Raw genomic sequence first — 25840 nt, 5'->3', positions numbered from 1 at the left:
TTTTCGGCCGCACCCTTTCGCAATCGCCCGATCATCGATCAATGAACAGGAACGAAACGCGGCTGGCCGGCTTATAGTGTGCACGCCGCATCCCGGCGTTTTCAGCATCGGAAGTTCCATGAAAAAGCAGCGCAAGACCGCACGGCAGTCGACGTCGATCGCCGGAGACCTCATGCTCGCGCCCATGGTGGCGCTGATGCGACTGCCGTTGATGGCAGCCGAAGCCGGCAGCGGTCAAACGCGCCGCGCCGAGACCGAACGTGCGGTCCACGAAAAGACCTCGGCAATCGCCGAGGGCGTATTCGCCGCCCAGATGTCGCTGATCCATTCGGCCACTCAGTTCTGGCCCGAGGTGTTTTCGGGCAGGACGCCTTCGATCCTCAATGGCGTCGCTGTCGAGCGCACGGTGAACGCCGCGCTCAGGCCAGCAAGCCGGCGCGTCAAGGCCAACTTCAAGAGATTGTCGCCGCTTGGCTGATACGGCAAAGACCGCGCTCCCGACAGGAACACGGCTTTGCCATCGATACGCATGGCCCATCGCCAACAATACACTGCGATGGTAACGGCTCCGGTACGCGAGACCTGATCCGGAGCGTGGAGGCGGCTGCGATGACCGCCTCGCAGTCCGTTCTATAGGGACATCGTTACCGCGCGGTTATCAGGAGATTAAGCAAACCTAAATTTGCGACTTTTCTTGCCTAATTCGCAAATATACCTGCGAAACAAATATTTACGCAGGGTTATCCCGCAGATAGCGGATGATCGCCGAAAAGTCCTCGTGGCCGTGGCCGCTCTCGTTGAAGCGGCCGTAGAGTTCCGCCGCATGCTTGCCCAGGGGCGTGGAAGCGCCGGTCGATTTGGCCGCGTCCTGTGACAGTCCGAGGTCCTTCAGCATCAGGGCCGCGGCAAATCCCGGACGGTAATCATTGTTGGCGGGCGAGGTGGGCACCGGACCCGGCACCGGGCAGTAGGTGGTCAGCGACCAGCACTGGCCCGACGAGGTCGAGGCGACGTCGAACAGCGCCTGGTGCGACAGGCCGAGCTTTTCTGCCAGCACGAAGGCCTCGCCGACGCCGATCATCGAGATGCCGAGGATCATGTTGTTGCAGATCTTGGCGGCCTGGCCCGCGCCTGCCGCGCCGCAATGCACGATCTTGCCGGCCATCGGCTTGAGGATCGGCTCGGCCTTCGCGAAGGCTTCTTCCGAGCCGCCGGCCATGAAGGTCAGCGTGCCGGCCGCCGCACCGCCCGTGCCGCCCGAAACCGGCGCGTCGATCGACAGCAGGCCGTGGCTGGCAGCGATCTCGTGCGCCTTGCGCGCCGAATCGACGTCGATGGTCGAGCTGTCGATGATCAGCGTGCCCTTGGACGCTACCGCCGCGATCTCCTCATGCACCGACAGAACGTGCTTGCCGGCCGGCAGCATGGTGATGACCACTTCCGCGCCCTTCACCGCGGCGGCGACGCCGGCCTCCGCGACGACGCCGTTGTCGGCCGCGATCGACAGGTTTTCCGGCTGCAGGTCGAAACCATGCACCGCGTGACCCGCCTTGACGAGGTTGGCGGCCATCGGGTTGCCCATATTGCCGAGGCCGATGAAGGCGATGGTGGTCATGTGTTCCTCCGGAAGGTCAAGAAAGCATGGTCAATGGAGAATGGTGAACCGGGACGGATGCTGCGCATTTCGATTCAGCCGTGTCCCATTCACCCGTCACCGCCCGATCAGCGCGCGGGCGACGATCACCCGCATGATCTCGTTGGTTCCCTCGAGTATCTGGTGCACGCGCAGGTCGCGGACCAGCTTCTCGATGCCATAGTCGTGCAGGTAGCCATAGCCGCCGTGCAGTTGCAGCGCCTCGTTGGCCACCTTGAAGCCGGTATCGGTGACGAAGCGCTTGGCCATCGCCGACCATTTTCCCGCATCCGGCGCTCGGCGGTCCAGCTTCGTCGCCGCGGCGTAGAGGAAGATCCGTGCCGCCTGCAGTTCGGTTTCCATGTCGGCCAGCCTGAACTGCAGCGCCTGGAACTGGTCGATCGACCGGCCGAAGGCCTGGCGCTCGGCCATGTAGGCCAGCGTCTTGTCGAGCGCGGCCTGCGCGCCGCCGAGCGAACAGGCGGCGATGTTCAGCCGCCCGCCGTCGAGCCCGGCCATGGCGATGCGGAAACCGTCGCCCTCCGCCGACAGCAGGTTTTCGGCCGGAACGCGGCAGTCGGTGAAGATCACCTGCCGCGTCGCCTGCATGTTCCAGCCCATCTTGTGCTCCGGCGCGCCGAAGGAGAGGCCCGGAGCGTCCTTTGGCACGACAAGCGTCGAGATGCCCTTCGGCCCGTCGCCGCCGGTCCGCACCATGGTGACGTAGACATCGCTGTCGCCGGCGCCGGAGATGAACTGCTTGGCGCCGTTGACCACGTAGTGGTCGCCCTCGCGCACGGCGCGCGTCTTCAGCGCCGCGGCGTCCGAGCCCGAACCCGGCTCGGTCAGGCAGTAGCTGCCCAGCCACTCCATCGACGCCATCTTCGGCAGCAGGCGCTCGCGCTGCTCGTCATTGCCGAAGCGGTCTACCATCCAGGCGGTCATGTTGTGGATCGAGATGAATGAGGCAAAGCCCGGGCAGGCGCGCGACAGCGCCTCGAAGATCAGCACCGCGTCCAGCCGCCCAAGGCCCGATCCGCCGCCTTCCTCGCCGACATAGATGCCGCCGAAGCCGAGCGGCCCGGTCTCGCGGATCACATCGGCGGGAAAATGACACTCCCGGTCCCAGGCGAGCGCATGGGGCGCGACGCGCTCGTCCGCGAAGCTCTCGGCCATGGCCTGAATGGCGCGCTGGTCCTCGTTGAGCTCGAACTGGCCAGCCGGCACCTCGACTGCGGCATCCATGGCGTCCTCCAGAACTTTTGCCTATGCGCGTCATCCAATCTAGACCAATGATGCGCGCGCGCAACCGGACTGCCGCACACGATGGGGATGAGACTTGACCACCGTATTCGACGAACTGCTTGCGGGTTTCCAACGCCTCGTCGCCCAGGCTGACAGTCCTGCCGTCTCGCGTTTCATCCATGATTGGCAGATGCGCCCCCGCAGGCTCGAACCCAAGAGCCTGCCGTGCCTTGGCCAACTCTCCAGAGCGGCACGGATCGCCGGCGAACAGGCAGCACCCGTCGTCCGCTTCCTCGACGAGCGCTGCCATGACTTTCGCTGGGGCCAGACCTACACGAACGCCGATTTCGGCCAGAAATTCATGGACAATTACGGCTGGCTCGAAGTGTTCGGCACGCGCGGCCATTTCGAGAACCGCAAGGCTGCCGGCGGCTTCCTGATTCTTGGGCCAAACATCGCCTATCCCGACCACCACCATGTCGCCGAAGAAATCTACATCCCGCTGTCCGGGGGCACCGAGTGGCGCATGGGCGAGGGGCCGTATCGCCGCCGCGCGGCGGGCGAGATCGTCCACCACGCATCGAACGTCAACCACGCCATGCGCAGCGGCGACGAGCCGCTGCTGGCGCTCTATCTGTGGCGCGGAGGGCCGCTGGCGGCGCGCTCCACCATCACCGGCGCGCGGGCGGGGGAGCGCTAGGCATGGCGCGGGCGATCATGCTGCAGGGCACCGGTTCGGACGTCGGCAAGACGGTGCTGGTCGCCGGCCTCTGCCGCGCCGCCAGGAATCGCGGCATGGTCGTCAGGCCGTTCAAGCCGCAGAACATGTCCAATAATGCCGCCGTCGCCGACATTCCGGGCGAGACCGGCGGCGGCGAGATCGGTCGCGCGCAATGGCTGCAGGCCATCGCCTGCGGGGCTGCCCCGTCGATCCACATGAACCCGGTGCTCTTGAAGCCGCAGAGCGACATCGGCAGCCAGGTCGTCGTCCAGGGCAAGGTGTATGGCGAGGCGCGGGCGCGCGACTACCAGCTCCTGAAGCCGAAGCTGATGGAGGCGGTTCTCGACTCCTGGGCCAGGGTGGGCGAGGGCGCCGACCTCGTCATCGTCGAGGGCGCCGGCTCGCCGGCCGAGATCAACCTTCGCCCGCGCGACATCGCCAATATGGGCTTCGCAACCCGCGCCGACGTGCCGGTAGTGCTGGTCGGCGACATCGACCGCGGCGGCGTCATCGCCTCGATCGCCGGCACGCATCTCATCCTGCCCGACGAAGACCGCAAGATGATCGCGGGCTACATCATCAACAAGTTCCGCGGCGACGTCTCGCTGTTCGACGACGGGCTCAAGGCAATCGAGCGCTTCACCGGCTGGCGCTCGTTCGGCGTCGTGCCGTTCCTGCCGGCCGCCGCACTGCTGCCGTCGGAAGACAGCGTCGTGCTGGAGCGGCTCGCCGAGGGTCGGCGCGGGGCGCTCAAGGTCGCGGTGCCCATGCTGTCGCGCATTGCCAATTTCGACGATCTCGATCCGCTGAAGGCGGAGCCGCAGGTCGAGGTCGTCTTCGTGGCGCCGGGCAGGCCGCTGCCGCATGACGCCGGGCTGGTCGTCATTCCGGGCTCCAAGTCGACGATCGGCGACCTGCTGCGCTTCCGCGAGAACGGCTGGGACCGCGACCTTGCCGAGCACCGGCGGCGCGGCGGCCATGTCATCGGCATCTGCGGCGGCTACCAGATGCTCGGCCGCCTGGTGCGCGATCCCGACGGCATCGAGGGCAGCGTCACCGAGGCCGACGGGCTCGGACTGCTCGACATCGAAACCGTGATGGAGCCGGAAAAGACGGTGCGCAACGTCACCGCCCGTTCGCTGCAGTTCGACGTGCCGCTGACCGGCTACGAAATCCACCTCGGCCGTACGACGGGTGCGGACTGCCTGCGCCCATCGGCGGTGATCAACGGGGTCGAGGACGGCGCGACGTCGGCCGACGGCAAGGTGTTCGGCACCTACATGCACGGCCTGTTCTCATCGGATGAATTTCGCGCCGCCTATCTCACAAGCCTCGGCATCCGCGGCGGCATCGTCGACTATCGCGCCGAGGTCGAGCGCGCCCTCGACCAGCTTGCCGCGCATCTCGAAAAGCACCTCGACTGCGACGCCATCTTCGCGGCGGCGCGCTGAGGCGTCAGCCGTTCTCGGCGTACCATTTCAGGATCGCCGGCATGTTTTGTTCGAAGCCGCCGGGCAGGAAGACGTTGAAGAGGCCGGCGCGCTGCTCGGTCCGGTTGGCGAAATCATGCGTGACGCCCGCCGGGACGATGATGCAACTGCCCGCTGGCGCGTCGATCCAGTGCTTGCCGACAAGCACTGACGGCATTCCTTCTATGGCGTAGAAGATCTCGTCATTGGCTTCGTGCGAATGGGCGCCGGGCCCGTCGCAGCCCGGCTCAAGCCACCATTCAGAGACGGCATAGCGGTTCTCGGTCTCCTCGCCGTCGGCCTTGAAGACGGCACGCATGGCGGGCATCCGGTAGGAGCGGCCCTCCCAGGGCTGCAGCACCACGGGCGGCCGTTTCGCAGCCCCGTTCATGCCTTGTCGCCCGCCTTCGGCCAGTAGGTGCCGACGGACCAGACGTTGCCCTCCGGGTCGGCGCAGATGAAGTCGCGACTGCCATAGTCCTGGTCGGCCAGGTCCTTGAGGATCGTCGCGCCGGCGGCCTTGGCCCTTGCATAGACGGCATCGGCATCGTCGACCGCCACATAGACTGACTTTCCGCCGTGCACGCCCGGACCGCCAACCATCTGCCCATAGTCATTGTCGCGGACGCTGCCGAGCATGATCATCGATGAGCCTAGCGACAGTTCGGCGTGGTGCACGACGCCATTGTCCTCATAGCGGGCATGGACGACGAAGCCGAATGCCTCGACCAGCCAGTCGATCATTGCGGCGGCATCGCGATAACGGAATGTCGGAAAGAGCCGCGGCGGCTCGCTCTGTGCAGGCATGTCAGATCTCCCAGGTTGGAAACCGCAGTCTAGGTCACTCGGGAAGTCCGGTGATTGAACAAATGTTACCCGGAAACGCCCAAAGGCTGGAAAGCGGAGGGCGGGACGCCGGCGAATTCGCGGAACTCGCGCACCATATGCGCCTGGTCGGCATAGCCACAGTCCGCCGCGATGCCGGCCCAGCAATCTTTCGTTCCGCTACGCGCGGCGTCGAGCGCCTGGTTGAAGCGCATGATGCGGGCAACGGCCTTCGGTCCGAGCCCGACCTCCTCGGCGAAGCGCTGGCCGAAGTGCTTGCGGCTCCAGCCAACGTCGGCGGCAATCGAGGCAATCGCAACACGGCCGCCGCTTTCCGCAAGCCGGTCATAGGCCCAGGCGATCCGTTCACAGCCTGATCCCGCCACCGCCAGGCGCGTGGCCACAAAACGTTCGGCCATGTCCAGCCGGCGCTTCCAGCCCGGTTCGTTTGTCAGTCGCTCGCGCAGCATTCGCCCCTCGGTCCCGAGCGCATCCTCCAGATCGACCATGCGGCCGGCAATCTCGTTCATCGGCAGGCCGAGGAACCGGCGTGCGCCGAGTGGAGTAAAATCGATCTGGACGCAACTCGCCCGGCCGTAGGAATCGATCACCACCGGCCCGGCATAAAGCCCGGCGGCAAAACTGCCGAAACGGTCCCTCTTGCCCGGTCTTCGGCCCAATCCGATCGAGAAGGCCTCGCCGAAGCTGATGACCAGCGGGACGGAAAGCGATGCCGCGGCGGTGTGGCGGAAATGGCCGGCAAGCGTCTCGCTGTACCCGGTCAGCCGGACGACAAGACCCGCCAGCTTCAAATGGGGCTGGCGCGCCGTCATCTCGCAATGGCTCGGCGGCACCGGGTCGGAGCCGGCGGTATTAAGGTCGATCATGCGCCTGTCCGTGAATTGCAGTCGATGTTAGCAGGCGTTCCTGCCCGGGCAAAGCACCTCCGGTCGAGCCGGCAATGCCAACGCCTGAGGCTGGATACCTCGACCAGCCCAAATCAGAAGCCGAGCGACAACCGAAGCGGGTGGTTCGGGTCCATCAGCAGCCGTGCCGCCAGTGCGACGCAGGCGATGACGAGCAGAGGCTTGATCAGCCGGGCGCCCTTGGCGATGGCGAGGCTGGCGCCGAGTCGGGCCCCGAAAAACTGCGCCACGCCCATGAAGAGGCCGATCTTCCAGTAGATGGCGCCGGCAAGCGCAAACAGCACGAATCCACCGAGGTTGGAGGCGAAGTTCAGCAGCTTGGTGTGGGCCGTCGCCTTGAGCAGGCCGTAACCGGCGAGCGACACGAAGGCCAGCATGAAGAAGGAACCGGTGCCCGGGCCGAGGACGCCGTCATAGAAGCCGATCAGCGGCACGACCGTCAGGCCGAACAGGAAGGGCGGCAGGCGCTCGGCGCGGTCGATGTCGTCCATGCCGGGCTTAAGCGCGAAATAGAGCGCAATGGCGACCAGGATGAAGGGCAGGGCGGCCGTCAGGATTCCGCCGGGAATGACGGTCGCCAGAAGCGCGCCCAGCACGCCGCCGACAAAGGAAAGCATCGCGGCCGGCAGTTGGCGCTTCAGGTCCACATGGCCCTTGGCGGCATAGTGAAGTGTCGCCGAGGCGGTGCCGAACAGCCCCTGCAGCTTGTTGGTGCCGAGCGCGGCGACCGGCGGAAAACCGGCCAGCAGCAGCGCCGGAATGGTGATCAGGCCGCTGCCGCCGGCGATCGAATCGATGAAGCCCGCGGCAAATGCTGCGAGGCCGAGCAGGAGGACGATCTGGATTTCGAGGTCGGGCATGATCTCGGGGCGCTGGGTCGCCGGGCGGGTCCCCGTATCGACCACACGCTTTTCGTTTGCGCAAGGCGGATTTCGCGCTATCAATCCTTTAGGCTCGGGGATCCGCTGATGGCTTCAGGACTGCTTTCTCAACTCAAGGACATCTTCGAGGGCGACCCCGGCGTGCGCAAGGTCGCCGGCGACCCGGTGCTGTCGGCAGAATTGCTGCTGTTGTTCCGCATGATCCTCGCCGACGGCGTCGTCAAGGACAGCGAGATGCAGACCTTTCGCCGCATCTGCAACGAGGCCTTCGGCATCGGCCGCGACAGCATGGACGGCGTGATCGAGTATCTCAACAATTTCGGTTACGAGACCAATGGCGCGCAGGCCATCGAGATGTTTCGCGAACTCGACATCGACCGCCGCCGCCAACTGGCGCGGCACATGGCCGAGATCGCCAAGGCCGACAACCAGCTTGCCGAGAACGAGGTGCGGCTTCTGCGGCGCACGCTCGAGCTCCTCGGCATCAGCCCGGTCGACGTCGTGCGACCCGACGCGGGCGACAAGGCAGACTAGATCGCAAGCCTGTCGCCGGAGACTGGCGGGAACCCTCCCGCCGTGACGCCGGTCAGACGGCTCCCACGGTGAGGTTCACCGCCACCGGCACATGGTCCGAGGGCTTTTCCCAGGCACGAACGTGCTTTTCGATCGTGGCAGAACCGAAAAAGTTGGCGGCTTCCGGCGACAGCAGCAGGTGGTCGATGCGGATGCCGTTGTCCTTCTGCCAGGCGCCGGCCTGGTAATCCCAGAACGTGTAGGTGCCGGGCGCGTCGGTGGTGGCGCGCACCGCTTCCGTGAAACCGAGATTGACCAGACGCCGGAAAGCCTGCCGCGTCTCGGGCTGAAACAGCGCGTCTCCGAGCCAGTTCTGCGGGTTCTTGGCGTCGATCGGCTCGGGAATGACGTTGTAATCGCCGGCCAGCACTAGCGGCTCTTCGAGCGCCAGGCGCTCGATCGCCCAGGCCTCCAGCCGCGCCATCCATGACAGCTTGTAGGGGAATTTCCGGTCGTCATCGATCGGGTTGCCGTTGGGCAAATAGAGCGAGACGACGCGCAGCACACCCTTGTCGGTCGAGAACACGCCCTCGATGAAACGGGCCTGCTCGTCGCTCTCGTCGCCCGGCAGACCGCGGTTGACCTCGTCGAAGCGCAGCTTGGACAGGATCGCCACGCCGTTGAACCCCTTCTGGCCATGCGTCTCGACATGGTAGCCGAGGGCTTCGATCTCGGCGCGCGGGAACTGCTCGTCGACCGTCTTGATCTCCTGCAGGCAGGCGATGTCGGGAGCGCTTTCCTGCAGCCAGTGCAGCAGATTGCCCAGCCGCGCGCGCACGCCGTTGATGTTCCAGGTGACGATTTTCATGGTCGCTACGTCCTTTGCAGGCTAGCCTTAGCCAAAGGCAAGCCCTGGCATTGTAAAGAATAGTCGGACCGCCACAAGCGACAGCGACCGCGTGGAGACAGATCCATGACAGATGCAGCCATCATCCCCGAGACAAAGCCGTGGCGCCGCTTCGTGCCGGCACTTGTGGCAGTCATTTCGCTGCTTCTGCTGCTGCCCGTCGCCGTCATGCTCGACCTGAAGGACCTGACCGCGCATCTGTCGCGCCAGCAGGCTACCGACATGACGCGAATCATCAACGATATCCGCGATCTCTATGCCAGGGATGTGGTCGGCCGGATTCTGCAGGCGCCACCGGGCGTGGCGATCACCGCCGCCGACAATTTTCATGACATACCGGGCGCCATCCCGATTCCGGCGACGTTTTCTCTGGAGCTCGGCAAGCTCATCAGCGCGCAGGACAACGCGGTGCGCTACGATTTCGTGTCGGATTACGCCTTTGCGGGCAGGGCGCCGCACGAACTCGACGAATTCCATACGATGGCGCTGGCGAAGTTCCGCGCCGACCCTGCGCTGAACGTCGTCGAGCAGACGCGTGGCGACCTCAACAGCACGGTCGCCATCGCCTCGCCGATCCGAATGACGCAAACCTGCGTGGCCTGCCACAACAGCCATCCCGACAGCCCCAATACCGACTGGAAAGTCGGCGACGTTCGGGGAATCCAGTCCGTCACCGTGACGCAGCCGCTGGCGCTCAGTTCGATCGGGGTCCGCTATCTGTTCGTCTATTTCGCGCTGGCGGCTCTCACCGGCGTCTATTTCGTCTACCAGCAATGGCGCCAGTCGCGTCAGGTCAGCGCCCTCAACGAAGAACTGAAGGAGGCCAACAGCTTCCTCGCTACCGTGTCGCTGAAGATCGCCAAATACCTGTCGCCGGAAATCTACAAGAGCGTGTTCAGCGGCGAGCGGGACGTCAAGGTGACGGCCGAGCGCAAGAAGCTGACCATCTTCTTCTCCGATATCGTCGATTTCACCGCCACGACAGAGCGCATGCAGCCGGAGGAACTGACCGCGCTGCTCAACGAATACCTGACCGAGATGTCGCGCATCGCCATCGCGCATGGTGCCACCGTCGACAAGTTCATTGGCGATGCGATCCTCGCCTTCTTCGGCGATCCCAACACGCTTGGGGCTGCCGAGGACGCACGTGCCTGCCTGCACATGGCAAACGAGATGCAGGACAGGCTGGCCGAACTGCAGCGCAAATGGCTCGACCAGGGCATCGAGCATCCGTTCCGCGTGCGCATGGGCATCAATACCGGCTACTGCAATGTCGGCAATTTCGGTTCCAACGACCGCATGGACTACACGATCATCGGTGCCGAGGCGAACCTCGCCGCGCGGCTGCAGAGCATCGCGCCGGCCGGCGGCATCATGCTGAGCTACGAAACCTATGCGCATGTGAAGGACTTCGTCGAAGCCCAGCCTACCGATCCGATCCGCATGAAGGGCATCAGCCGGGAGGTCATTCCCTACCTCGTCGAGCGCACCAGCCCCGCGCCGGCGGCCGACACCACGCTGATCAGCGAGAACGAGGACGGTCTGTCGCTCGTGCTCGACATGTCGGGCATGGACCCGGAGCGCGCGGCGCGGCTGCGCGCCAAGCTGAAGGCGGCGCTGGCCGTCCTCGACACCAAGGCGCGCCAGCCGATCGTGCCGGACGGCGCGCCACAGACCTGAGTCGGGAGGCGGCTCGCGCTTCACTCGACGGAACGCGTCATTCAAAAGGAAAAGGCCGCGTCATCGCGGCCTTTTTCATAACGCTATCCGGAAATGGGGCGGTCTCAGACCGAGAAGCTGGTGCCGCAGCCGCAGGAGGCGACGGCGTTGGGGTTCCTGATCTGGAAGGACTGGCCCATCAGGTCGTCGACGAAATCGATCACCGAGCCGCCCATATAGACCAGCGAGAGCTCGTCGATCAGGATGGTGGCACCGTTCTTCTCTATCGCCACGTCGTCGTCGTTGCGGCCATCGACCAGGTCGAACTTGTAGGAAAAGCCGGAGCAGCCGCCACCCTCGACCGAGACGCGCAGCGCGCTCTTGCCCGTTTCGCCGGCGACGATCTTCGCCACGCGGTTGGCCGCGGCGTCCGTTACTTCGACCTTCATGCCGGTCTTTGCGTCTGCGCCCATTGGCGTCACCTTGCGTTCGCGTTCACATCATAGGTATGAACGGGCGGGGAGCAAGTCAACGGGTGGCGGTCGCACATGGACGAGCAGGGGCATCTCCCCGACATCGGCTTCGGCTACCGCCCGCGCGCTGCCTATGCCTGCGATCCGGCCCGATCGCGCGGCCGGTTCCAGGCGGAAGTCGAGAGCCCGACGCGCACGCCGTTCCAGCGCGACCGCGACCGGATCATCCATTCCACTGCATTCCGCCGCCTGAAACACAAGACGCAGGTGTTCATCGCCCATGAAGGCGACCACTATCGCACCCGGCTGACCCATACGATCGAGGTCGCGCAGATCGCGAGAGCGCTGGCGCGCGCGCTGCGCTGCGACGAGGACCTCGCCGAGGCCATCGCGCTGGTGCATGATTTCGGCCACACGCCCTTCGGCCACACCGGCGAGGATGCGCTCAACGCCAGGATGGCCAGTTGGGGCGGGTTCGACCACAATGCCCAGTCTCTGCGCATCGTCACCCGTCTCGAACGCCGCTATGCCGAGTTCGACGGGCTTAACCTGACCTGGGAGACGCTCGAGGGCCTGGTCAAGCACAATGGCCCGCTGACCGATGCTTCCGGCAAGGGACTGAAGGCGGAGGTGCCGCAGGCCATCCGCGATTTCTCCGGGCTTTTCGACCTCGAGCTCGACCGCCATGCCGGGCTGGAGGCGCAATGCGCCGCGATAGCCGACGACATCGCCTACAACACCCATGATATCGACGACGGCCTGCGTGCCGGCCTGTTGTCGCTCGACATGCTGGCCGGCGTGGCGTTGCCCGCTGGCATCCTGAAGGGCGTGCGCGAGCGCTATCCCGGGCTCGACCCGGTGCGGACGGGCCACGAGCTGATGCGCCGCCAGATCACCATCATGGTCGAGGACGTCATCGCCACCGCCTCGGCCGCGCTGGAGCGGCTGGCGCCGCAGAGCGCCGACGACATCCGCGCGGCGGGCAGGACCATCGTCGCCTTCTCGCCGCGGCTCGCCGCCGAGGAGAAAGAACTGAAGGCCTTCCTCTACAAGAACATGTACCGCGCCCCCGACGTCGTGCGTGTCCGGACCGGCGCCGAGCGCGTCGTCAACGAGCTGTTCGACGCCTATTTCGCCGATCCGCGCGAGATGCCCGAGGGCTGGCGCGAGGGGCTCGACCGCGCCGAGGACCGCATCAAGGCGCGCGACGTGGCCGATTTTCTCGCCGGCATGACCGACACCTACGCGCTCAAGGAGCACCGCCGACTGTTTGACGATACGCCGGAATTGGGCTAGAGCCCGCCCGCCTTTGGCGCGAACTCGCGCCATGCCCCGATTTCCAGAGTAAGCCAGATGAATATCTTCGCCGATTTCAACGAGCGAGTCATAAAAGCCGTTCAAGGTCTTGATCTCAAAGACAAAGAGGGTGCGCCGCTCGAGCTGTCACGGATCACGGTCGAGCCGCCGCGCGACCCGTCCCATGGCGACCTTGCGACCAATGCGGCGATGGTGCTTGCCAAGAATGCCGGCCAGAACCCGCGCGCGCTTGCCGAGACCCTTGCAGCGGCGCTGCGGGCAGATGCCGATGTGTCGGACGTCGATGTCGCCGGCCCGGGTTTCGTCAACATGCGGCTGTCGGACGGTTTCTGGCAGGCACACCTGAAGACCATTCTGGCCGAGGGCAGCGACTATGGCCGCTCCTGCATCGGCGCCGGCATCAAGACCAATGTCGAATATGTTTCTGCCAACCCGACCGGCCCGATGCATGTCGGCCATTGCCGCGGCGCGGTGGTCGGCGATGCGCTGGCCAACCTTTTGGCCTTTGCCGGCTACGACGTCACCAAGGAATACCTCATCAACGACGCTGGCGCGCAGATCGACGTTCTGGCGCGCTCGGCCATGCTGCGCTACCGCGAGGCGCTGGGCGAGGTGATCGGCGACATTCCCGCCGGCCTCTACCCTGGCGATTACCTGGTGCCGGTCGGCCAGTCGCTGGCCGCCGAATTCGGCCGCACGCTGCTGGACATGCACGAGGACGAAGCGCTGGCGCTGGTCAAGGAGCGCACCATCGACGCCATGATGGCGATGATCCGTGAGGATCTGGCCCTGCTCAACGTGCATCACGAGGTGTTCTTCTCCGAGCGCACCCTGCATGCCGACAACGCCCGCAAGATCCGCACCGCGATCAACGATCTGACGCTCAAGGGCCACATCTACAAGGGCACCCTGCCGCCGCCCAAGGGCGAGAAGTCCGACGATTGGGAAGATCGCGAGCAGACGCTCTTCCGCTCGACCGAGGTTGGTGACGACATGGACCGCCCGCTGGTCAAGTCGGACGGCTCCTTCACCTATTTCGCGGCCGATGTCGGCTACATCTACGACAAGATTTCGCGCGGCTTCAACGAACTGATCTTCGTGCTCGGCGCCGACCATGGCGGCTATGTCAAGCGTCTGGAGGCGCTGGCAAAGGCGGTTTCCGACGGCAAGGTCGACCTCACGGTGCTGCTTTGCAACCTCGTCAAGCTTTACCGCAATGGCGAGCAGGTGCGCATGTCGAAGCGCTCCGGCGAGTTCGTCACGCTGCGCGAGGTTGTCGAGGAGGTTGGCCCCGACGCCATCCGCTTCATGATGCTCTATCGCAAGAACGACGCGCCGCTCGATTTCGACTTCGCCAAGGTGACGGAGCAGTCGAAGGACAACCCGGTGTTCTACGTGCAATATGCCTCGGCGCGCTGCCACTCGGTGTTCAGGCAGGCCAAGGAACAGTTGCCGGACGGTGATTTCGGCCGCGACAGCCTTGCCGGCTACGGATACCTGCTGACCGACGAGGGCGAGGTGGGCCTTATTCGCAAGCTGGCTGAATATCCGCGCATGATCGAAAGCGCCGCGATGGCCCATGAACCGCACCGCATCGCATTCTATCTCTACGACCTGGCAAGCACGCTCCACAGCCTGTGGAATCGCGGTACCGACAACAATGACTTACGTTTTGTTAAGGTTAACAGCCCAGAATTGACCTATGCCAGACTGGGTCTGGTGCAGGCTGTTTCGGACGTCTTGTCGTCGGGCCTTGCGTTGATCGGAGCGGCGGCCCCGACCGAGATGCGCTAGGCCAAAAAACCGAACGAAACCTGTCACCTTTTGCCCACATTGCGCTGGTAGTGGCAAACCTTGCGCGACGTCCATGGCGTCCGAATGTGTGTGAGTTCGGGAAAAAGAATGGCAGACGGAAACCAGCTGAAAATTGGCGATCAGGTCGAGCTAGCGGACGACGATCCGTTTGCCGAACTGACCAGGATCATGGGTTTTGATCCCCGCCAGTCGGTCAAGCAGGCTGAGGCCGAAAAGGCGGCGAGGGAGGCTGAGGCCGAACCCGCACCCCGCGATTCCGCGCAGCAGGATAGCCACGCTTCCGACCATGACGATTCCGACGACTTCTCGATCGATCTCGAGAAGGAACTGATGGGCGAGTTCTCGGTCGACGACGACGGCTATGACGCCGCGCCGCAGGCTGCCGCCGAGCCCGAGCCTGCTGCCCCCGTGGCGCATGCCGGAGACCAGGAGCCCGAAGCCGGCGAACTGGATATCGACTTCGATTTCGATTCTGCAATCGCCGCCTCCGTCGAGTCCGATTTCGCACCGGCCGGCGAGCCGGAAGAGCCGGCGGACGAACCGGATGTGGTGGCCGAGGCGCCCGTCGAGGGCGATCATGAGCATGTCGACCACGACATCGCCGCCGAACTGCATGCCGCGATGGACGACGTCGATCTCGGCCTGGCCGATCATGCTTCCGTGCTGGGTGCACCGGAGGACGAGGCCACGGCGGCGCATGAGCAAGAGGCTGTCGCGCTGTCTGCTCAGGCTGACGCTGAGACGCATGACGACATGGATCTGGGCCTCCACGCCGATGATCTTCATCTCGACGACTTCGAGGCCGACACTGCACCCGTAGAGGTCCAGCCGGCAGATCCTGCCTCCGAGGAGGCCGAATTTCATCTTGACCCGTCGGACCTGGACCTGTCCGCCGAGGCGTCCGACGACGATTCATTCGCGCCGGACCCTGCCGAAATCGGCCTGTCCGACGAGGCTGAGCACGAGGCCGATTTCGATTTCAGCCTGAACGCTGCCGATCTCGACCTCGGCGAGGACGAGCCCGAGGCCTATGAGCCGGAAGCCGAACGTACCCCCGAATTTGCCGCGGAACTTCGCGGCAGTCATGACGTGGAAGCCTACGTCGAAGAAGTCCCCGCATCTGCCGAAGAGCCGTCCGGCGACGCCGATTTCGGCTTCGGGGATATCGACTTCGCCTCCGGCGAAGCGGAATTGTCCGTCGAGCAGAACGACCCCGAAGCGGACCCCTATGAGGAGCCGGAGGCCTATGCGCAGCCGGACGATCTGGAGCCGGAAGCCTACGAAGAGCCGGCACGGGAAGACGTGCCCGAGGCCCCTGCTCCGCGTGCCCCGTCGCCAATGGACCTTGCCGCTGCCGAGTATCGCGACCGTGATCCGCTGCCGGCCGACCTGGCCTCGGCCTTCAACCTTGAAGATGAACTGAAGGCCCTGCTGGGCGACTACGCCGCTTCCAACGCGCCGGCCGAACAGCCGGTCGCTGCCTCTGTTCCGGCCGAACCCCGCGCCGAAGCCCAGGGCGGAGACGACCTGGCATGGGAACTCGACGATCTGGTAGAGGCTGCAGCGGCGGCCGAGGCCGAGGCTGCCCATACCGCGCAGCCCGACGAGGCCGACGACGATCTCTACACGCCAGCCTTCGCCAGTCAGCCGGCGCAGTCAGACGACCGCCATGCGCCCGCGCGGGCTCCAAACCCCTATCTGCCGGCCGCTGCGGCTGCCACCGCCGCAACCGTTGCCGCTGCGGCGCCGCGGCCCAGCATGTTCTCGCGGGCGACGTCCTTCGGCACACGCCAGCAGCAGCGCGCCGACGATTCCGGTGCTGACTACCGCGACCGCAAGGCTGCCGCCTGGCCGTCGGCCCGATCTGGCGAACCGCGCGATCCCATGCGCGAGGATCCGCTCGCCGTGATTGCCGAGCTGACCGCCAAGTATTCGCAGCCGCTTCCGACCGATCCCGCCGCACTGGATGCCCGCGATGGTGGCTATGACGAGGCTCCAGATGTGGAGACCATCGAGGTGGCCGACCGCGCTGTGGCACTGGCCGACGACCTCGACATCCCGGATGTCGACTACCAGGACGAGATTCCGCCGGTATCGGCCTATGACGATCTGGATTCGGACTTTGCCAGCCTGTTGCACGACCTGAACGATTCAGACGCCGCGCCAGCCGAGCCCGCCGGTCGTTATGCGGAGAGCGTCTCCAATGGCTACCAGGTCCAGGAGCAGGCCTACCGGCCGAGCGTCGCCCAGGGCAGCCGGAACGCTTCCACGATCCCGGGCATGCACAGCGAGCCCGACCACTACCCGGCTGTCGACGACGATCTGCCGGGCAGCCGCCCGACGCGGGCCTCGCGCTTTGCCGACGACGATTTCGGCTACGATCCCGACCTTGACGACGCGCTGGCCGTTCCCGGCATGGCGCATGCGCATGGCGAGGAGCGCCCGCAGCGGCGCGGCCTGATGGTCGCCGCCATTGTCGGCGGCGTTGCGCTGATCGGCGCCATCGGTGCCTTCGCGCTGTCTTCCGGTGGTGACGACGGGGCCGAAACGGTCGCCATCGTCAAGGCCGATGACGGCCCGGTGAAGGTCAAGCCGGAAAATCCCGGCGGTACCACCGTGCCCAACCAGGACAGCAAGGTGTACGAGACCGTTGCCGGCGAGGGGACGACCACCGACCCGCAGCAGCAGACGCTTGTCACCACCGCCGAAGAGCCGGCAGATATCGAGGATGATCCGGTCGTCGCGGCCAAGAGCGAGGACCGCATCGAGCAGATCCTGCAGGAGACCGAGAACCAGAGCGACGCCCAGCTCGCCGCCGTTGCACCGCGCAAGGTCAGGACGATGGTCGTTCGGCCGGACGGCACACTTGTGCCGCGCGAAGAGACCGAAGCTGCAAGCGACAAGCTCGCGACCGACAGCGTCGCTTCGGCCGGCGCCGCGGTTACCGAGCCGGTGCCCGATTCCACCGGCGCGTTGCCGGCAGCGGGTCAGGAAGAAGCCATGGCGACCTTCGAGGAGGAGCCTTCGGTCATGAACGGCGAACCCGCAGAAGAGCCTGCAGCCGCAGCCGCGGAAGCCCCGGCACCAGCGCCGGCGGTCGAGACCGCTGCTGCGCCCCGCGCCACGGACACGCCGGCCACCGCTCCGATCGCGCCTCAGCGCCCGGCCGAACAGCCGATCGATGTCGTTGGCGAGGTCAAGCCCGATCAGGTTGCCTCGGCTGCGACTTCTGCGGCTGGCGGCGGCTGGTCCATGCAGATCGCCTCGCAGCCCAACGAGGCGGCGGCGCAGTCGTCCTACCAGAACCTGGCGCGCCGCTACAGCAGCGTGCTCGAAGGCCGGCCGGTCAACATCGTCAAGGCCGATATCGCAGGCAAGGGCACGTTCTGGCGCGTCCGCGTGCCGGCGCCCAGCCGCAACGATGCGATCGCGCTGTGCGAGACCTACAAGGCGGCCGGCGGCAACTGCTTCGTGTCGCGCTGATACGGGCTTCCCGCTCCGCGAAATGCCAGCCGGCGCGGTTCACCCCGCGCCGGTTTTGCGTTGCGGGGCTCGTGAATTGAAGGATGCGGCATTGCGCGGTTCACGGTAACTTTGTGCCATGACCGAATCAAAAGCCATGATCCTTGGGTGCCTCGGCAAGTCGCTCAGCCGGGAGGAAGTTCGCTTCTACCGGGGCGAATGCCCATGGGGCTTCATCCTGTTCGCCCGCAATGTCAGCGAGCCCGAGCAGATCCGCGACCTGGTCGCCGAAATGCGCGACTGCGTCGGCCGCGACGACGCGCCCGTCTTCATCGACCAGGAGGGGGGAGGGTACAGCGCCTGCGCCCGCCGCTGGCGCCGGACTATCCGGCCGGCGCGGCACTCGGCGCACTGTGGCGCGACGACCATGACGAGGGCGAGCGCGCTGCCTGGCTGCTCGGCCGGCTGCACGCCTTCGACCTCTCGCGCTACGGCATCACGGCAGACTGCCTGCCGGTGCTCGACGTGCCGATCGAGGGCGCCAGCGACGTCATAGGCGCGCGCGCCTACGGCAAGAAGCCCGACGCCGTCATCGCGCTCGGCCGCGCGGCTGCCGAGGGTCTCATGGCCGGCGGCGTGATGCCGGTGATGAAGCACATCCCGGGCCACGGCCGCGCCTTCGCCGACACGCATTTCGAGCTGCCGACAGTCGATGCCAAGCTGGTCGAACTGCAGCGCCACGATTTCGAGCCGTTCCGCCAGCTCAACCATCTTCCCGCCGCGATGACGGCCCATGTCATCTTCAGCGCCGTCGATCCGGACAACCCGGCGACCACCTCGGGCAAGGTCATCGAGGAGATCATTCGCGGCGAGATCGGTTTCGACGGCCTGCTGATGAGCGACGACACCTCGATGAAGGCGCTTTCTGGGGATTTCCCGTCAAAGGCGGCGGCAATCCTTGCGGCGGGCTGCGATCTGGTCCTTCACTGCAACGGCGTCATGGAGGAAATGGCCGGCATCGCATCGCGCACCGGCGGGCTCTACGGCAAGCCGCTGGAACGCGCAAACCTGGCGCTCGGCCATGTCGGCAATACGGACGCATCGGACGAGGCGGAACTGCGTGCCGAGTTCGCAACTTATTTCGAGGCGGTAGCATAGGAGACCTGCCAGCAGTGGCGGAAGCAGCGGAAACGAAGCCAGCCAAGTCGGCGCCCATGGACAGACTGTGGGCCGGCAACGACGAGGCGCGCCTGACCGGCGACCCGTCGCTGGTCGTCGACGTCGACGGCTTCGAAGGCCCGCTCGACCTGCTGCTGCACCTGGCGCGAAACCAGAAGGTCGATCTCGCCCGCATCTCCATCCTGGCGCTTGCCGAACAATACCTGATCTTCGTCGAGCAGGCGCGCAAGCTGCGGCTGGAACTCGCGGCCGACTACCTCGTCATGGCCGCATGGCTGGCCTTCCTGAAGTCGAAGCTGCTGATCCCCAAGCAGCCGGGCGACGAGGGCGAAAGCGGCGAGGAACTGGCCGCCGTCCTGCAGTTCCGCCTGAAGCGCCTCGAGGCCATCCGCGACGTCGGCGCGCGGCTGGTCAACCGCAACCGTCTCGGCCGCGACGTCTTTGCGCGCGGCATGCCCGAGCTCGTCATCGTCGAGAAGCGCAACGAATACGCCGCCTCGCTCTACGACCTGCTCACCGCCTATGCCGTGCAGCGCCAGCGCAAGGCGATCAACAATGTCCGCATCGCCAAGCGCAGCGTCTGGTCGCTCAAGGAAGCGCGCGACATCCTGACGCGGCTGGTCGGCAGCTTCAAGGACTGGACCGCGCTCGACAAGTTCCTGCTCGACTATCTGGCGAGCCCCGAGGAACGCGCGACCGCGACGGCCAGCTCCTTCGCCGCCAGCCTCGAACTGGTGCGCGAGGGCGTCGTCGAAATCCGCCAGCAGGAGGCCTTCGCGCCGCTCTACCTGCGCAACCGTCAGCAAGCCCGACCCGTCGAGGTGGCCTCATGAGCGAAAGCGCCAACGCATCCGTCGTTCCCTTCGCGGTCGGCGCCGAGCCGGACAGCGACGCGCCGGCCCGCAACCCGGCCGAGCGGCTGCATCTTGCCGAAGCCGTGCGCATGGCCGAGGCGATCGTCTTCGCCAGCGCCGAGCCGGTCAGCGACAAGCAGCTCGCGCAGCGGCTTCCCGACGGCATCGACATTCCCGCCGCGATGGCCGAACTGCAGCAGATCTACGCCCGCCGCGGCGTCAACCTGGTGCGTGTCGGCGAGGCCTGGGCCTTCCGCACCGCCGGCGACCTCGGCTTCCTGATGAGCCGCGACTCCGTGCAGCAGAAGAAGCTGTCGCGCGCCGCGCTGGAGGTGCTGGCCATCATCGCCTACCACCAGCCGGTAACGCGCGCCGAGATCGAGGATATCCGCGGCGTCGAGACCTCCAAGGGCACGCTCGACCTGTTGATGGAGACCGAGTGGATCCGCATGCGCGGCCGCCGCCGCACGCCGGGCCGTCCGGTCACCTACGGCACCACCGAGCAGTTCCTCGACCATTTCGCCCTGGAAGAGATCCGCGACCTGCCGGGCATGGAGGAGCTCAAGGGCGCCGGCCTGCTGTCGGCGCGCATGCCAAGCAATTTCTCGGTGCCGCTGCCGCCTTCCGATCCCGATCTGCTCGGCGAGGACGAGGATCCGCTGACCGACATCGACCTCGAGGAACTCGGTCTGTTGACACCCCGCGTCACAGATGATTGACCCGGACGCCGGAGCGCAGAGCCGCTCCCGCTGATCCGGAGTTCTTGCGTGAAAACCCAGGACCGACATTCGCAAAGCAGGGTCACTGCCGGCGTCACTTTCGCCGCACGGCTCGCCTTCGAGCGCATCAGCCATGCCTATGCGAACGGCTCCGAGACTCTGAACGACGTCAGCTTCTCGGCCGAACCGGGCGAGGTGCTGTGCCTGCTCGGACCCTCCGGCTCCGGCAAGACCACGCTGTTGCGCATCGCCGCCGGCATCGAGCCGCAGACCGCGGGTCGCGTCATCCTCAACGACCGCGAGATCGCCGGGCCTTCGGTGTTCCTGCCGCCCGAAAAGCGCTCGATCGGCCTGGTCTTCCAGGATTTCGCGCTGTTTCCGCACCTGACCATCCTCGACAACGTCCGCTTCGGCCTGACCGCGCTGTCGGGCGACGAGGCCCGCAAGGAGGCGTCAATCGCGCTCTCGCGTGTCGGGCTCGCCCATTATGCCGATGCCTATCCGCACGTGCTGTCGGGCGGCGAGCAGCAGCGGGTGGCGCTTGCCAGGGCGCTGGCGCCGCGGCCGGCTGTCCTCCTGATGGACGAACCCTTTTCCGGTCTCGACTCGCGCCTCAAGGACGCCGTACGCGCCGAGACGCTGTCCATCCTGCGCGAAAGCCGTGCCACGGCCATCGTCGTCACGCATGACGCGGAGGAGGCGATGCGCATGGGCGACCGCATCGCGCTGCTCAGGGACGGCGCGCTGGTGCAGACCGGCCGCGCCGAGGAAATCTACCTCAGGCCGGTCAACCTGTTTGCCGCCGGCTTCTTCTCCGAGCTCAACTGCTTCCGGGTCCGCGCCAGCGGCGGCATGGTCGACACGCCGGTCGGCCGCGTCGAGGCGCCGGGATTCGCCGATGGCGACGAGGCCACGGTCGCCGTGCGCATGTCCGGCTTCGACGTCAGCGAGACGGAAGGCGAGATCGAGGCGCGCATCCTGTCGCGCCGCTATCTCGGCGTCGTTGAACTGATCGAATTCGCCGTTCCGGGCGCCGATAAGCCGGTCAAGGCCAGCGTCAGGTGCGGCCGCTTGTCTCCCTCGACACGAGATTTCTGGCTTTCGCTGCGAAAGTCTGACGTACTTGTGTTTGTATCCGGCGACGAAAACGCATAGATCATCGTCTGAACGCAAAATTCGAAAGAGAGTGACAATGGGTTCGTTTTCAATCTGGCACTGGCTGATCGTCCTCGTGGTCGTGCTGCTGATCTTCGGTCGCGGCAAGATTCCCGAGCTCATGGGCGATATGGCCAAGGGCATCAAGAGCTTCAAGAAGGGCATGGCGGACGACGAGGAAGAGGTCGTCGATCCCAAGACCGTCGAACACCGCACCGACGAGCCCGTGCGCGCGACGAAGGAAAAGGCCTCCAAGAGCTGATTGCCCGTCCCGCAAGGGACGGTCGCGTGCCTTTGAGCCGGAACGAGCGCCATGTTTGATATCGGCTGGACCGAGATGCTGGTGATCGCGGTCATCATGATCGTGATCGTCGGACCCAAGGATTTGCCCAAGATGCTTCGCACCTTTGGGCAGACCACGAAGAAGTTGCGCGGCATGGCCGGCGACTTCCAGAAGCAGTTCAACGAGGCGCTGAAGGAAGCCGAGCTCGATGGGGTCAAGGAATCCGTCGACGCATTGCGGAGTCTTAACCCCGCAAACGAGATCAAGAAGCAGCTGAATCCGTTCGAGAAGGCCGCAGCCGATGTCCGCTCCGGCCTCGACACGGCGATGAAGCCGAAACCCTCGGCGACGTCTTCCGAGCCGCTGAAGTCGGGAGCCACGGCGGTGCCGGGTGCTGCCGACCAGCCGGCCAAGGCCGCACCGGCCGGCAATTTCCCGGCAATGGACGATCCCTCGGTCGCCAAAGCCGGCGGCACCGCCGCTGCGGCTGCAAAACCGGCAGCCGCCCCGGCCGGGAAGGGCACTGCTGCTGCGAAAGCCGCCAAGCCGGCTGCCAAGCCTGCGAAGGCGGCCGCGACGAAGGCCACCGCTGCGGCTTCCAAACCCGCCGCTGCTCCTGTGAAGGCCGCTGCAAAACCGGCGAAAGCCGCCACTCCGAAGAAAAAACCGGCGGGAAACGCTAAGTGAGCACGGATCAGGACGAAATCGACAAATCCTCCGCCCCGCTGATCGATCACCTGATCGAGCTGCGGTCGCGCCTGATGTGGGCGCTTGGCGGTTTCTTCGTTGCCTTCCTGGTCTGCTTTTTCTTCGCTAAGGCGCTCTTCAACCTGCTGGTCATCCCGTTCAAATGGGCGGTCGGCTGGGCCGGCATCGGCGATGGCAGGGTTGAGCTGATCTACACCGCGCCGCAGGAGTTCTTCTTCACGCAGATCAAGCTGGCGATGTTCGGCGGCATGGTGATCGCCTTCCCGATGATCGCCGCGCAGGTCTATAAATTCGTTGCGCCCGGGCTCTACAAGAACGAGCGCGGCGCCTTCCTGCCGTTCCTCATCGCCTCGCCGATCCTGTTCCTGATCGGCGCCGCGCTGGTCTATTTCTTCTTCACCCCGATGGTGATGTGGTTCTTCCTCGCCATGCAGCAGACGGGCGAGGGCGGCGAGGTTCAGATCTCGCTGCTGCCCAAGGTGTCGGAGTATCTCAGCCTCATCATGACGCTGATCTTCTCCTTCGGCCTGGTGTTCCAGCTGCCGGTCGTCACCACGCTGATGGCGCGCGTCGGGCTGCTGAGCTCGGCCGCGCTGGTCGACAAGCGCAAATGGGCGATCGTCATTGCCTTCGTCGTCGCTGCCGTTCTGACCCCACCCGATCCGGTCAGCCAGATCGGCCTCGCGGTGCCGACCATCCTGCTCTACGAAATCTCGATCTGGGCTGCCCGCATGGTCGAGCGCCAGCGCGAGAACGAGCGACTGGCGAAGGAAAAGAAGGAAGCGGCCGAAGCGGCCGCCGAAAAGGCCGCGGCCGGCAAGACCAAGCCCGCCGAAGCCGCCGACGAGAAGCCGGACGAGGCGTAACGGCCGCGCTTCCCGATGGGACACGGCTCGGCGCGGCTTTACCGCCTGTCCGGGATGCGACGCGGAATAGGACGTGCCGCAGGTTCTTGCTCGATTGCCTGCGACACCTCCCACGCGCGTCATCCCGGGCAAGCGAGCCCAGCGAGCGGCGACCCGGGACCATTGGCCGAACTTCGTCGGGCACGGTCCGGTCCTCGTGCTGGCGCTGCCAGCATCGTCCTGCCTTGCCCGGTCTTTGATCGCGCACCGATCAGCGCCGAACTCACCCATCGACCCGGTTGCGCCGCCCAATAGTCCGGCTCGGCGCGGTTTCGCCGCTTGGCCGGGATGACGAGCTCGCTCGGCTCCGAGCGAGGATGAAATACAGTCTCTCGCTCGAAAAATCCCTTCTGGATCACGGCTTGGCGAGTGTCGGCATGCCCGCTTCATCCACGCCCCCAAACCCTCCCGCATAATGGCGTCATCTCCTGTACGGGAACGCGGGGTCGCGAACCGGGCGAGCGTAGCAGGGGACGGCGCCGGGTGGCTGCGCGAAACGGTGGCGCGGTTGGACATTGTCATCCACACACCCGGGCCCTGGCCGAGGCGTGTGCGTGAAACTCGTTGCTCCCTGCGGCAGGGCAAGAACGTCGGCGGGGCGCAGAAGCTGCGCCACGTACTAATATCTGAGAGGCTCGGCCCTGCGCCCCGCTTCCCGACTATCCTTCGACCCTCATCCCGAGCCTGTCGAAGGATCAATGGCCAGACCGGATTCGGGGCGTGGCAAGGAGGTCGCTCGCCTATTGCCCAGCCGGACTTTGAACGGAAAAATGCCGGCCCGCCACGGCCCCCGTCTTGAAACCTGCCGGGATGCGGTTTACCCCCTCAGCCCACAGTCAGGGAACCGTCTCACATGCTCGACATCAAATGGATCCGCGACAATCCCACGGCTCTCGCCGAAGCCCTGGTGAAGCGGCAATGGTCCAGTGACGAGGCGCAGGCCAAGGTTGACGAACTCGTTGCGCTCGACGAGGACCGGCGCGCCCATCTCGGCAAGCTGCAGGAGCGCCAGGAGCGCCGCAACGCTGCCTCCAAGGAGATCGGCAACGCCATGCGGTCGGGCGATTCCGCGCTGGCCGAGACGCTCAAGGCCGAGGTCGGCGAGATCAAGTCCTTCCTGCAGGGCGCAGAGGCCATGGAACGCGAGCTCGGTGCGAAGCTCGAGGGCGCGCTGGCCGAATTGCCCAACATTCCCGCCGCCGACGTGCCGGTCGGAGCGGACGAGAAGGACAATGTGCTGAAGCACAAGGTCGGCAAGACGCCCGAACGTCCCAACTGGGTCAAGGAGCACTACGAGATCGGCGAGGCGCTCGGCCAGATGGATTTCGAGCGCGCCGCCAAGCTCTCGGGCAGCCGCTTCACCGTGCTCAAGGGCCAGCTTGCGCGGCTCGAACGCGCGCTCGGCCAGTTCATGCTCGACCTGCACACGACCGAGCACGGCTACGAGGAAGTGCAGGTGCCGCTGATGGTTCGCGACGAGGCGATGTTCGGAACGGGTCAGTTGCCGAAGTTTGCCGAGGACCTCTACCTTGCGGCCGGCACGCCGACCGTTGCAGGAGAGCCGTGGGAGCCAGACAGCGACCGCCGCTGGCTGATCCCCACCGCCGAGGTGCCGCTCACCAACCTCGTGCGCGAGGAAATCACCGCGCACGAAAAGCTGCCGCTGCGCTTCACCGCGCTGTCGCCCTGTTTCCGCTCGGAAGCCGGCTCTGCCGGGCGCGACACGCGCGGCATGCTGCGCCAGCACCAGTTCTACAAGGTCGAACTGGTGTCGATCACCGACCAGGAAAGCTCGATTGCCGAGCACGAGCGCATGACCGAGTGCGCCGAGGAAGTGCTGAAGCGGCTCGAACTGCCGTTCCGCACCATGACGCTGTGCACCGGCGACATGGGTTTCGGCGCCCGGAAGACCTACGACATCGAGGTCTGGCTGCCCGGCCAGAACGCCTACCGCGAGATCTCGTCCTGCTCGGTCTGCGGCGATTTCCAGGCCCGCCGCATGAATGCCCGCTACAAGGACAAGGGCGGCAAGGGCAATCTCTTTGTCCACACGCTCAACGGTTCGGGTACGGCGGTCGGCCGCGCGCTGATCGCGGTGATGGAAAACTACCAGCAGGAAGACGGCAGCGTCATGATTCCTGAAGCTTTGAAGCCCTATATGGGCGGCCTGACCAAGATCGAGGTTCGATAA

The 25840-nt window shown here is 65.6% G+C and carries 23 protein-coding genes and 1 pseudogene; 16 read left to right on the top strand and 8 right to left on the bottom strand.

Annotated features, from left to right (window positions below):
* The first annotated feature begins 118 nt into the window (after positions 1-118).
* Positions 119-478 carry a hypothetical protein gene (locus ACT2BZ_RS20935; protein ID WP_457937453.1) on the top strand — a complete coding sequence of 120 codons (360 nt, stop codon included), beginning with the start codon at positions 119-121 and terminating at the stop codon, positions 476-478.
* Between the two features lie 252 nt (positions 479-730).
* Here the strand turns inward: ACT2BZ_RS20935 and mmsB are convergent, their stop codons facing one another.
* Both mmsB and ACT2BZ_RS20925 read right to left on the bottom strand, forming a co-directional pair.
* A complete protein-coding gene (gene mmsB, locus ACT2BZ_RS20930) occupies positions 731-1615 on the bottom strand; it encodes a 3-hydroxyisobutyrate dehydrogenase (protein WP_457937451.1) in 885 nt (294 codons plus the stop codon).
* A gap of 96 nt (positions 1616-1711) precedes the next feature.
* Positions 1712-2878 (bottom strand): isobutyryl-CoA dehydrogenase, encoded by a 1167-nt coding sequence (locus ACT2BZ_RS20925; RefSeq protein WP_457937449.1) that lies wholly within the window; start codon positions 2876-2878, stop codon positions 1712-1714.
* Positions 2879-2972: 94 nt separating this feature from the next.
* On the opposite strand from ACT2BZ_RS20925, the gene ACT2BZ_RS20920 reads away from it, so the two are divergent.
* Together ACT2BZ_RS20920 and ACT2BZ_RS20915 are read left to right on the top strand one after the other, a co-directional pair.
* Positions 2973-3578, top strand: a complete 606-nt coding sequence (locus ACT2BZ_RS20920; RefSeq protein ID WP_457937447.1) for a dimethylsulfonioproprionate lyase family protein — start codon at positions 2973-2975, stop codon at positions 3576-3578.
* A 2-nt stretch (positions 3579-3580) separates the two neighbouring features.
* The gene (locus tag ACT2BZ_RS20915; RefSeq protein ID WP_457937445.1) at positions 3581-5050 is read left to right on the top strand and encodes a cobyric acid synthase; all 1470 of its coding nucleotides are present in this window, start codon (positions 3581-3583) and stop codon (positions 5048-5050) included.
* 4 nt (positions 5051-5054) lie between these two features.
* Here ACT2BZ_RS20915 and ACT2BZ_RS20910 read toward each other — a convergent pair whose 3' ends face one another.
* The 4 genes from ACT2BZ_RS20910 to ACT2BZ_RS20895 form a co-directional block, all read right to left on the bottom strand.
* Positions 5055-5459: a cupin domain-containing protein gene (locus ACT2BZ_RS20910; RefSeq protein ID WP_457937443.1), complete on the bottom strand. Its 405-nt coding sequence runs from the start codon at positions 5457-5459 to the stop codon at positions 5055-5057.
* Positions 5456-5875 carry a VOC family protein gene (locus ACT2BZ_RS20905; RefSeq protein WP_457937442.1) on the bottom strand — a complete coding sequence of 140 codons (420 nt, stop codon included), beginning with the start codon at positions 5873-5875 and terminating at the stop codon, positions 5456-5458. Before ACT2BZ_RS20905 ends, ACT2BZ_RS20910 begins: the two co-directional genes overlap by 4 nt.
* Before the next feature lie 65 nt (positions 5876-5940).
* Positions 5941-6780, bottom strand: a complete 840-nt coding sequence (locus ACT2BZ_RS20900) for a helix-turn-helix domain-containing protein (protein WP_457937440.1) — start codon at positions 6778-6780, stop codon at positions 5941-5943.
* 113 nt (positions 6781-6893) lie between these two features.
* Positions 6894-7679 (bottom strand): TSUP family transporter, encoded by a 786-nt coding sequence (locus ACT2BZ_RS20895; protein WP_457941398.1) that lies wholly within the window; start codon positions 7677-7679, stop codon positions 6894-6896.
* A 108-nt stretch (positions 7680-7787) separates the two neighbouring features.
* Between ACT2BZ_RS20895 and ACT2BZ_RS20890 the strand changes: the two genes are divergently transcribed.
* Complete coding sequence (locus ACT2BZ_RS20890; RefSeq protein WP_457937439.1) at positions 7788-8234, top strand: TerB family tellurite resistance protein; 447 nt, start codon at positions 7788-7790, stop codon at positions 8232-8234.
* Between the two features lie 52 nt (positions 8235-8286).
* Here the strand turns inward: ACT2BZ_RS20890 and xth are convergent, their stop codons facing one another.
* Positions 8287-9081 (bottom strand): exodeoxyribonuclease III, encoded by a 795-nt coding sequence (gene xth, locus ACT2BZ_RS20885; RefSeq protein ID WP_457937437.1) that lies wholly within the window; start codon positions 9079-9081, stop codon positions 8287-8289.
* A 105-nt stretch (positions 9082-9186) separates the two neighbouring features.
* Here xth and ACT2BZ_RS20880 point away from each other — a divergent pair, with 105 nt between their 5' ends.
* The gene (locus tag ACT2BZ_RS20880; RefSeq protein ID WP_457937435.1) at positions 9187-10800 is read left to right on the top strand and encodes an adenylate/guanylate cyclase domain-containing protein; all 1614 of its coding nucleotides are present in this window, start codon (positions 9187-9189) and stop codon (positions 10798-10800) included.
* A gap of 104 nt (positions 10801-10904) precedes the next feature.
* Here the strand turns inward: ACT2BZ_RS20880 and erpA are convergent, their stop codons facing one another.
* Positions 10905-11252 (bottom strand): iron-sulfur cluster insertion protein ErpA, encoded by a 348-nt coding sequence (erpA, locus tag ACT2BZ_RS20875; protein ID WP_457937433.1) that lies wholly within the window; start codon positions 11250-11252, stop codon positions 10905-10907.
* 75 nt (positions 11253-11327) lie between these two features.
* Here erpA and ACT2BZ_RS20870 point away from each other — a divergent pair, with 75 nt between their 5' ends.
* From ACT2BZ_RS20870 to serS, 11 genes and pseudogenes are all read left to right on the top strand, one after another.
* Entirely contained in the window at positions 11328-12548 is a 1221-nt protein-coding gene (locus ACT2BZ_RS20870; RefSeq protein ID WP_457937431.1) for a deoxyguanosinetriphosphate triphosphohydrolase, read from the top strand.
* 57 nt (positions 12549-12605) lie between these two features.
* Positions 12606-14363, top strand: coding sequence for an arginine--tRNA ligase (argS, locus tag ACT2BZ_RS20865; protein WP_457937430.1), 1758 nt, complete (start codon positions 12606-12608; stop codon positions 14361-14363).
* A gap of 108 nt (positions 14364-14471) precedes the next feature.
* A complete protein-coding gene (locus ACT2BZ_RS20860) occupies positions 14472-17867 on the top strand; it encodes an SPOR domain-containing protein (RefSeq protein ID WP_457937428.1) in 3396 nt (1131 codons plus the stop codon).
* 118 nt (positions 17868-17985) lie between these two features.
* A pseudogene (nagZ, locus tag ACT2BZ_RS20855) lies at positions 17986-19004 on the top strand (beta-N-acetylhexosaminidase).
* A 56-nt stretch (positions 19005-19060) separates the two neighbouring features.
* Entirely contained in the window at positions 19061-19858 is a 798-nt protein-coding gene (locus tag ACT2BZ_RS20850; RefSeq protein ID WP_457937426.1) for a segregation and condensation protein A, read from the top strand.
* On the top strand, positions 19855-20598 hold the full coding sequence (gene scpB, locus ACT2BZ_RS20845) for an SMC-Scp complex subunit ScpB (RefSeq protein ID WP_457937424.1): 744 nt from the start codon (positions 19855-19857) through the stop codon (positions 20596-20598). The genes ACT2BZ_RS20850 and scpB overlap by 4 nt, the downstream gene beginning before the upstream one ends.
* A 48-nt stretch (positions 20599-20646) precedes the next feature.
* Positions 20647-21753 (top strand): ABC transporter ATP-binding protein, encoded by a 1107-nt coding sequence (locus tag ACT2BZ_RS20840; protein ID WP_457937422.1) that lies wholly within the window; start codon positions 20647-20649, stop codon positions 21751-21753.
* 37 nt (positions 21754-21790) lie between these two features.
* Positions 21791-22015, top strand: a complete 225-nt coding sequence (locus ACT2BZ_RS20835) for a twin-arginine translocase TatA/TatE family subunit (RefSeq protein ID WP_457937420.1) — start codon at positions 21791-21793, stop codon at positions 22013-22015.
* A 51-nt stretch (positions 22016-22066) separates the two neighbouring features.
* Entirely contained in the window at positions 22067-22723 is a 657-nt protein-coding gene (gene tatB / locus ACT2BZ_RS20830) for a Sec-independent protein translocase protein TatB (protein ID WP_457937418.1), read from the top strand.
* Entirely contained in the window at positions 22720-23610 is an 891-nt protein-coding gene (gene tatC, locus ACT2BZ_RS20825; protein ID WP_457937417.1) for a twin-arginine translocase subunit TatC, read from the top strand. The genes tatB and tatC overlap by 4 nt, the downstream gene beginning before the upstream one ends.
* Before the next feature lie 892 nt (positions 23611-24502).
* Positions 24503-25840, top strand: a complete 1338-nt coding sequence (gene serS / locus ACT2BZ_RS20820) for a serine--tRNA ligase (protein WP_457937416.1) — start codon at positions 24503-24505, stop codon at positions 25838-25840.

It is taken from the genome of Mesorhizobium sp. 10J20-29 (assembly GCF_054130485.1).
The sequence above is the reverse complement of the archived record's forward strand: the minus strand, read 5'-3'. Positions and strand labels throughout refer to the sequence as shown.

Coding starts and splice junctions, on each gene's coding strand:
- ACT2BZ_RS20935 (WP_457937453.1), top strand. CDS start 119: ATGAAAAAGCAGCGCAAGACCGCACGGCAGTCGACGTCGATCGCCGGA.
- mmsB (WP_457937451.1), bottom strand. CDS start 1,615: ATGACCACCATCGCCTTCATCGGCCTCGGCAATATGGGCAACCCGATG.
- ACT2BZ_RS20925 (WP_457937449.1), bottom strand. CDS start 2,878: ATGGATGCCGCAGTCGAGGTGCCGGCTGGCCAGTTCGAGCTCAACGAG.
- ACT2BZ_RS20915 (WP_457937445.1), top strand. CDS start 3,581: ATGGCGCGGGCGATCATGCTGCAGGGCACCGGTTCGGACGTCGGCAAG.
- ACT2BZ_RS20910 (WP_457937443.1), bottom strand. CDS start 5,459: ATGAACGGGGCTGCGAAACGGCCGCCCGTGGTGCTGCAGCCCTGGGAG.
- ACT2BZ_RS20905 (WP_457937442.1), bottom strand. CDS start 5,875: ATGCCTGCACAGAGCGAGCCGCCGCGGCTCTTTCCGACATTCCGTTAT.
- ACT2BZ_RS20900 (WP_457937440.1), bottom strand. CDS start 6,780: ATGATCGACCTTAATACCGCCGGCTCCGACCCGGTGCCGCCGAGCCAT.
- ACT2BZ_RS20895 (WP_457941398.1), bottom strand. CDS start 7,679: ATGCCCGACCTCGAAATCCAGATCGTCCTCCTGCTCGGCCTCGCAGCA.
- ACT2BZ_RS20890 (WP_457937439.1), top strand. CDS start 7,788: ATGGCTTCAGGACTGCTTTCTCAACTCAAGGACATCTTCGAGGGCGAC.
- xth (WP_457937437.1), bottom strand. CDS start 9,081: ATGAAAATCGTCACCTGGAACATCAACGGCGTGCGCGCGCGGCTGGGC.
- ACT2BZ_RS20880 (WP_457937435.1), top strand. CDS start 9,187: ATGACAGATGCAGCCATCATCCCCGAGACAAAGCCGTGGCGCCGCTTC.
- erpA (WP_457937433.1), bottom strand. CDS start 11,252: ATGGGCGCAGACGCAAAGACCGGCATGAAGGTCGAAGTAACGGACGCC.
- ACT2BZ_RS20870 (WP_457937431.1), top strand. CDS start 11,328: ATGGACGAGCAGGGGCATCTCCCCGACATCGGCTTCGGCTACCGCCCG.
- argS (WP_457937430.1), top strand. CDS start 12,606: ATGAATATCTTCGCCGATTTCAACGAGCGAGTCATAAAAGCCGTTCAA.
- ACT2BZ_RS20860 (WP_457937428.1), top strand. CDS start 14,472: ATGGCAGACGGAAACCAGCTGAAAATTGGCGATCAGGTCGAGCTAGCG.
- ACT2BZ_RS20850 (WP_457937426.1), top strand. CDS start 19,061: ATGGACAGACTGTGGGCCGGCAACGACGAGGCGCGCCTGACCGGCGAC.
- scpB (WP_457937424.1), top strand. CDS start 19,855: ATGAGCGAAAGCGCCAACGCATCCGTCGTTCCCTTCGCGGTCGGCGCC.
- ACT2BZ_RS20835 (WP_457937420.1), top strand. CDS start 21,791: ATGGGTTCGTTTTCAATCTGGCACTGGCTGATCGTCCTCGTGGTCGTG.
- tatB (WP_457937418.1), top strand. CDS start 22,067: ATGTTTGATATCGGCTGGACCGAGATGCTGGTGATCGCGGTCATCATG.
- serS (WP_457937416.1), top strand. CDS start 24,503: ATGCTCGACATCAAATGGATCCGCGACAATCCCACGGCTCTCGCCGAA.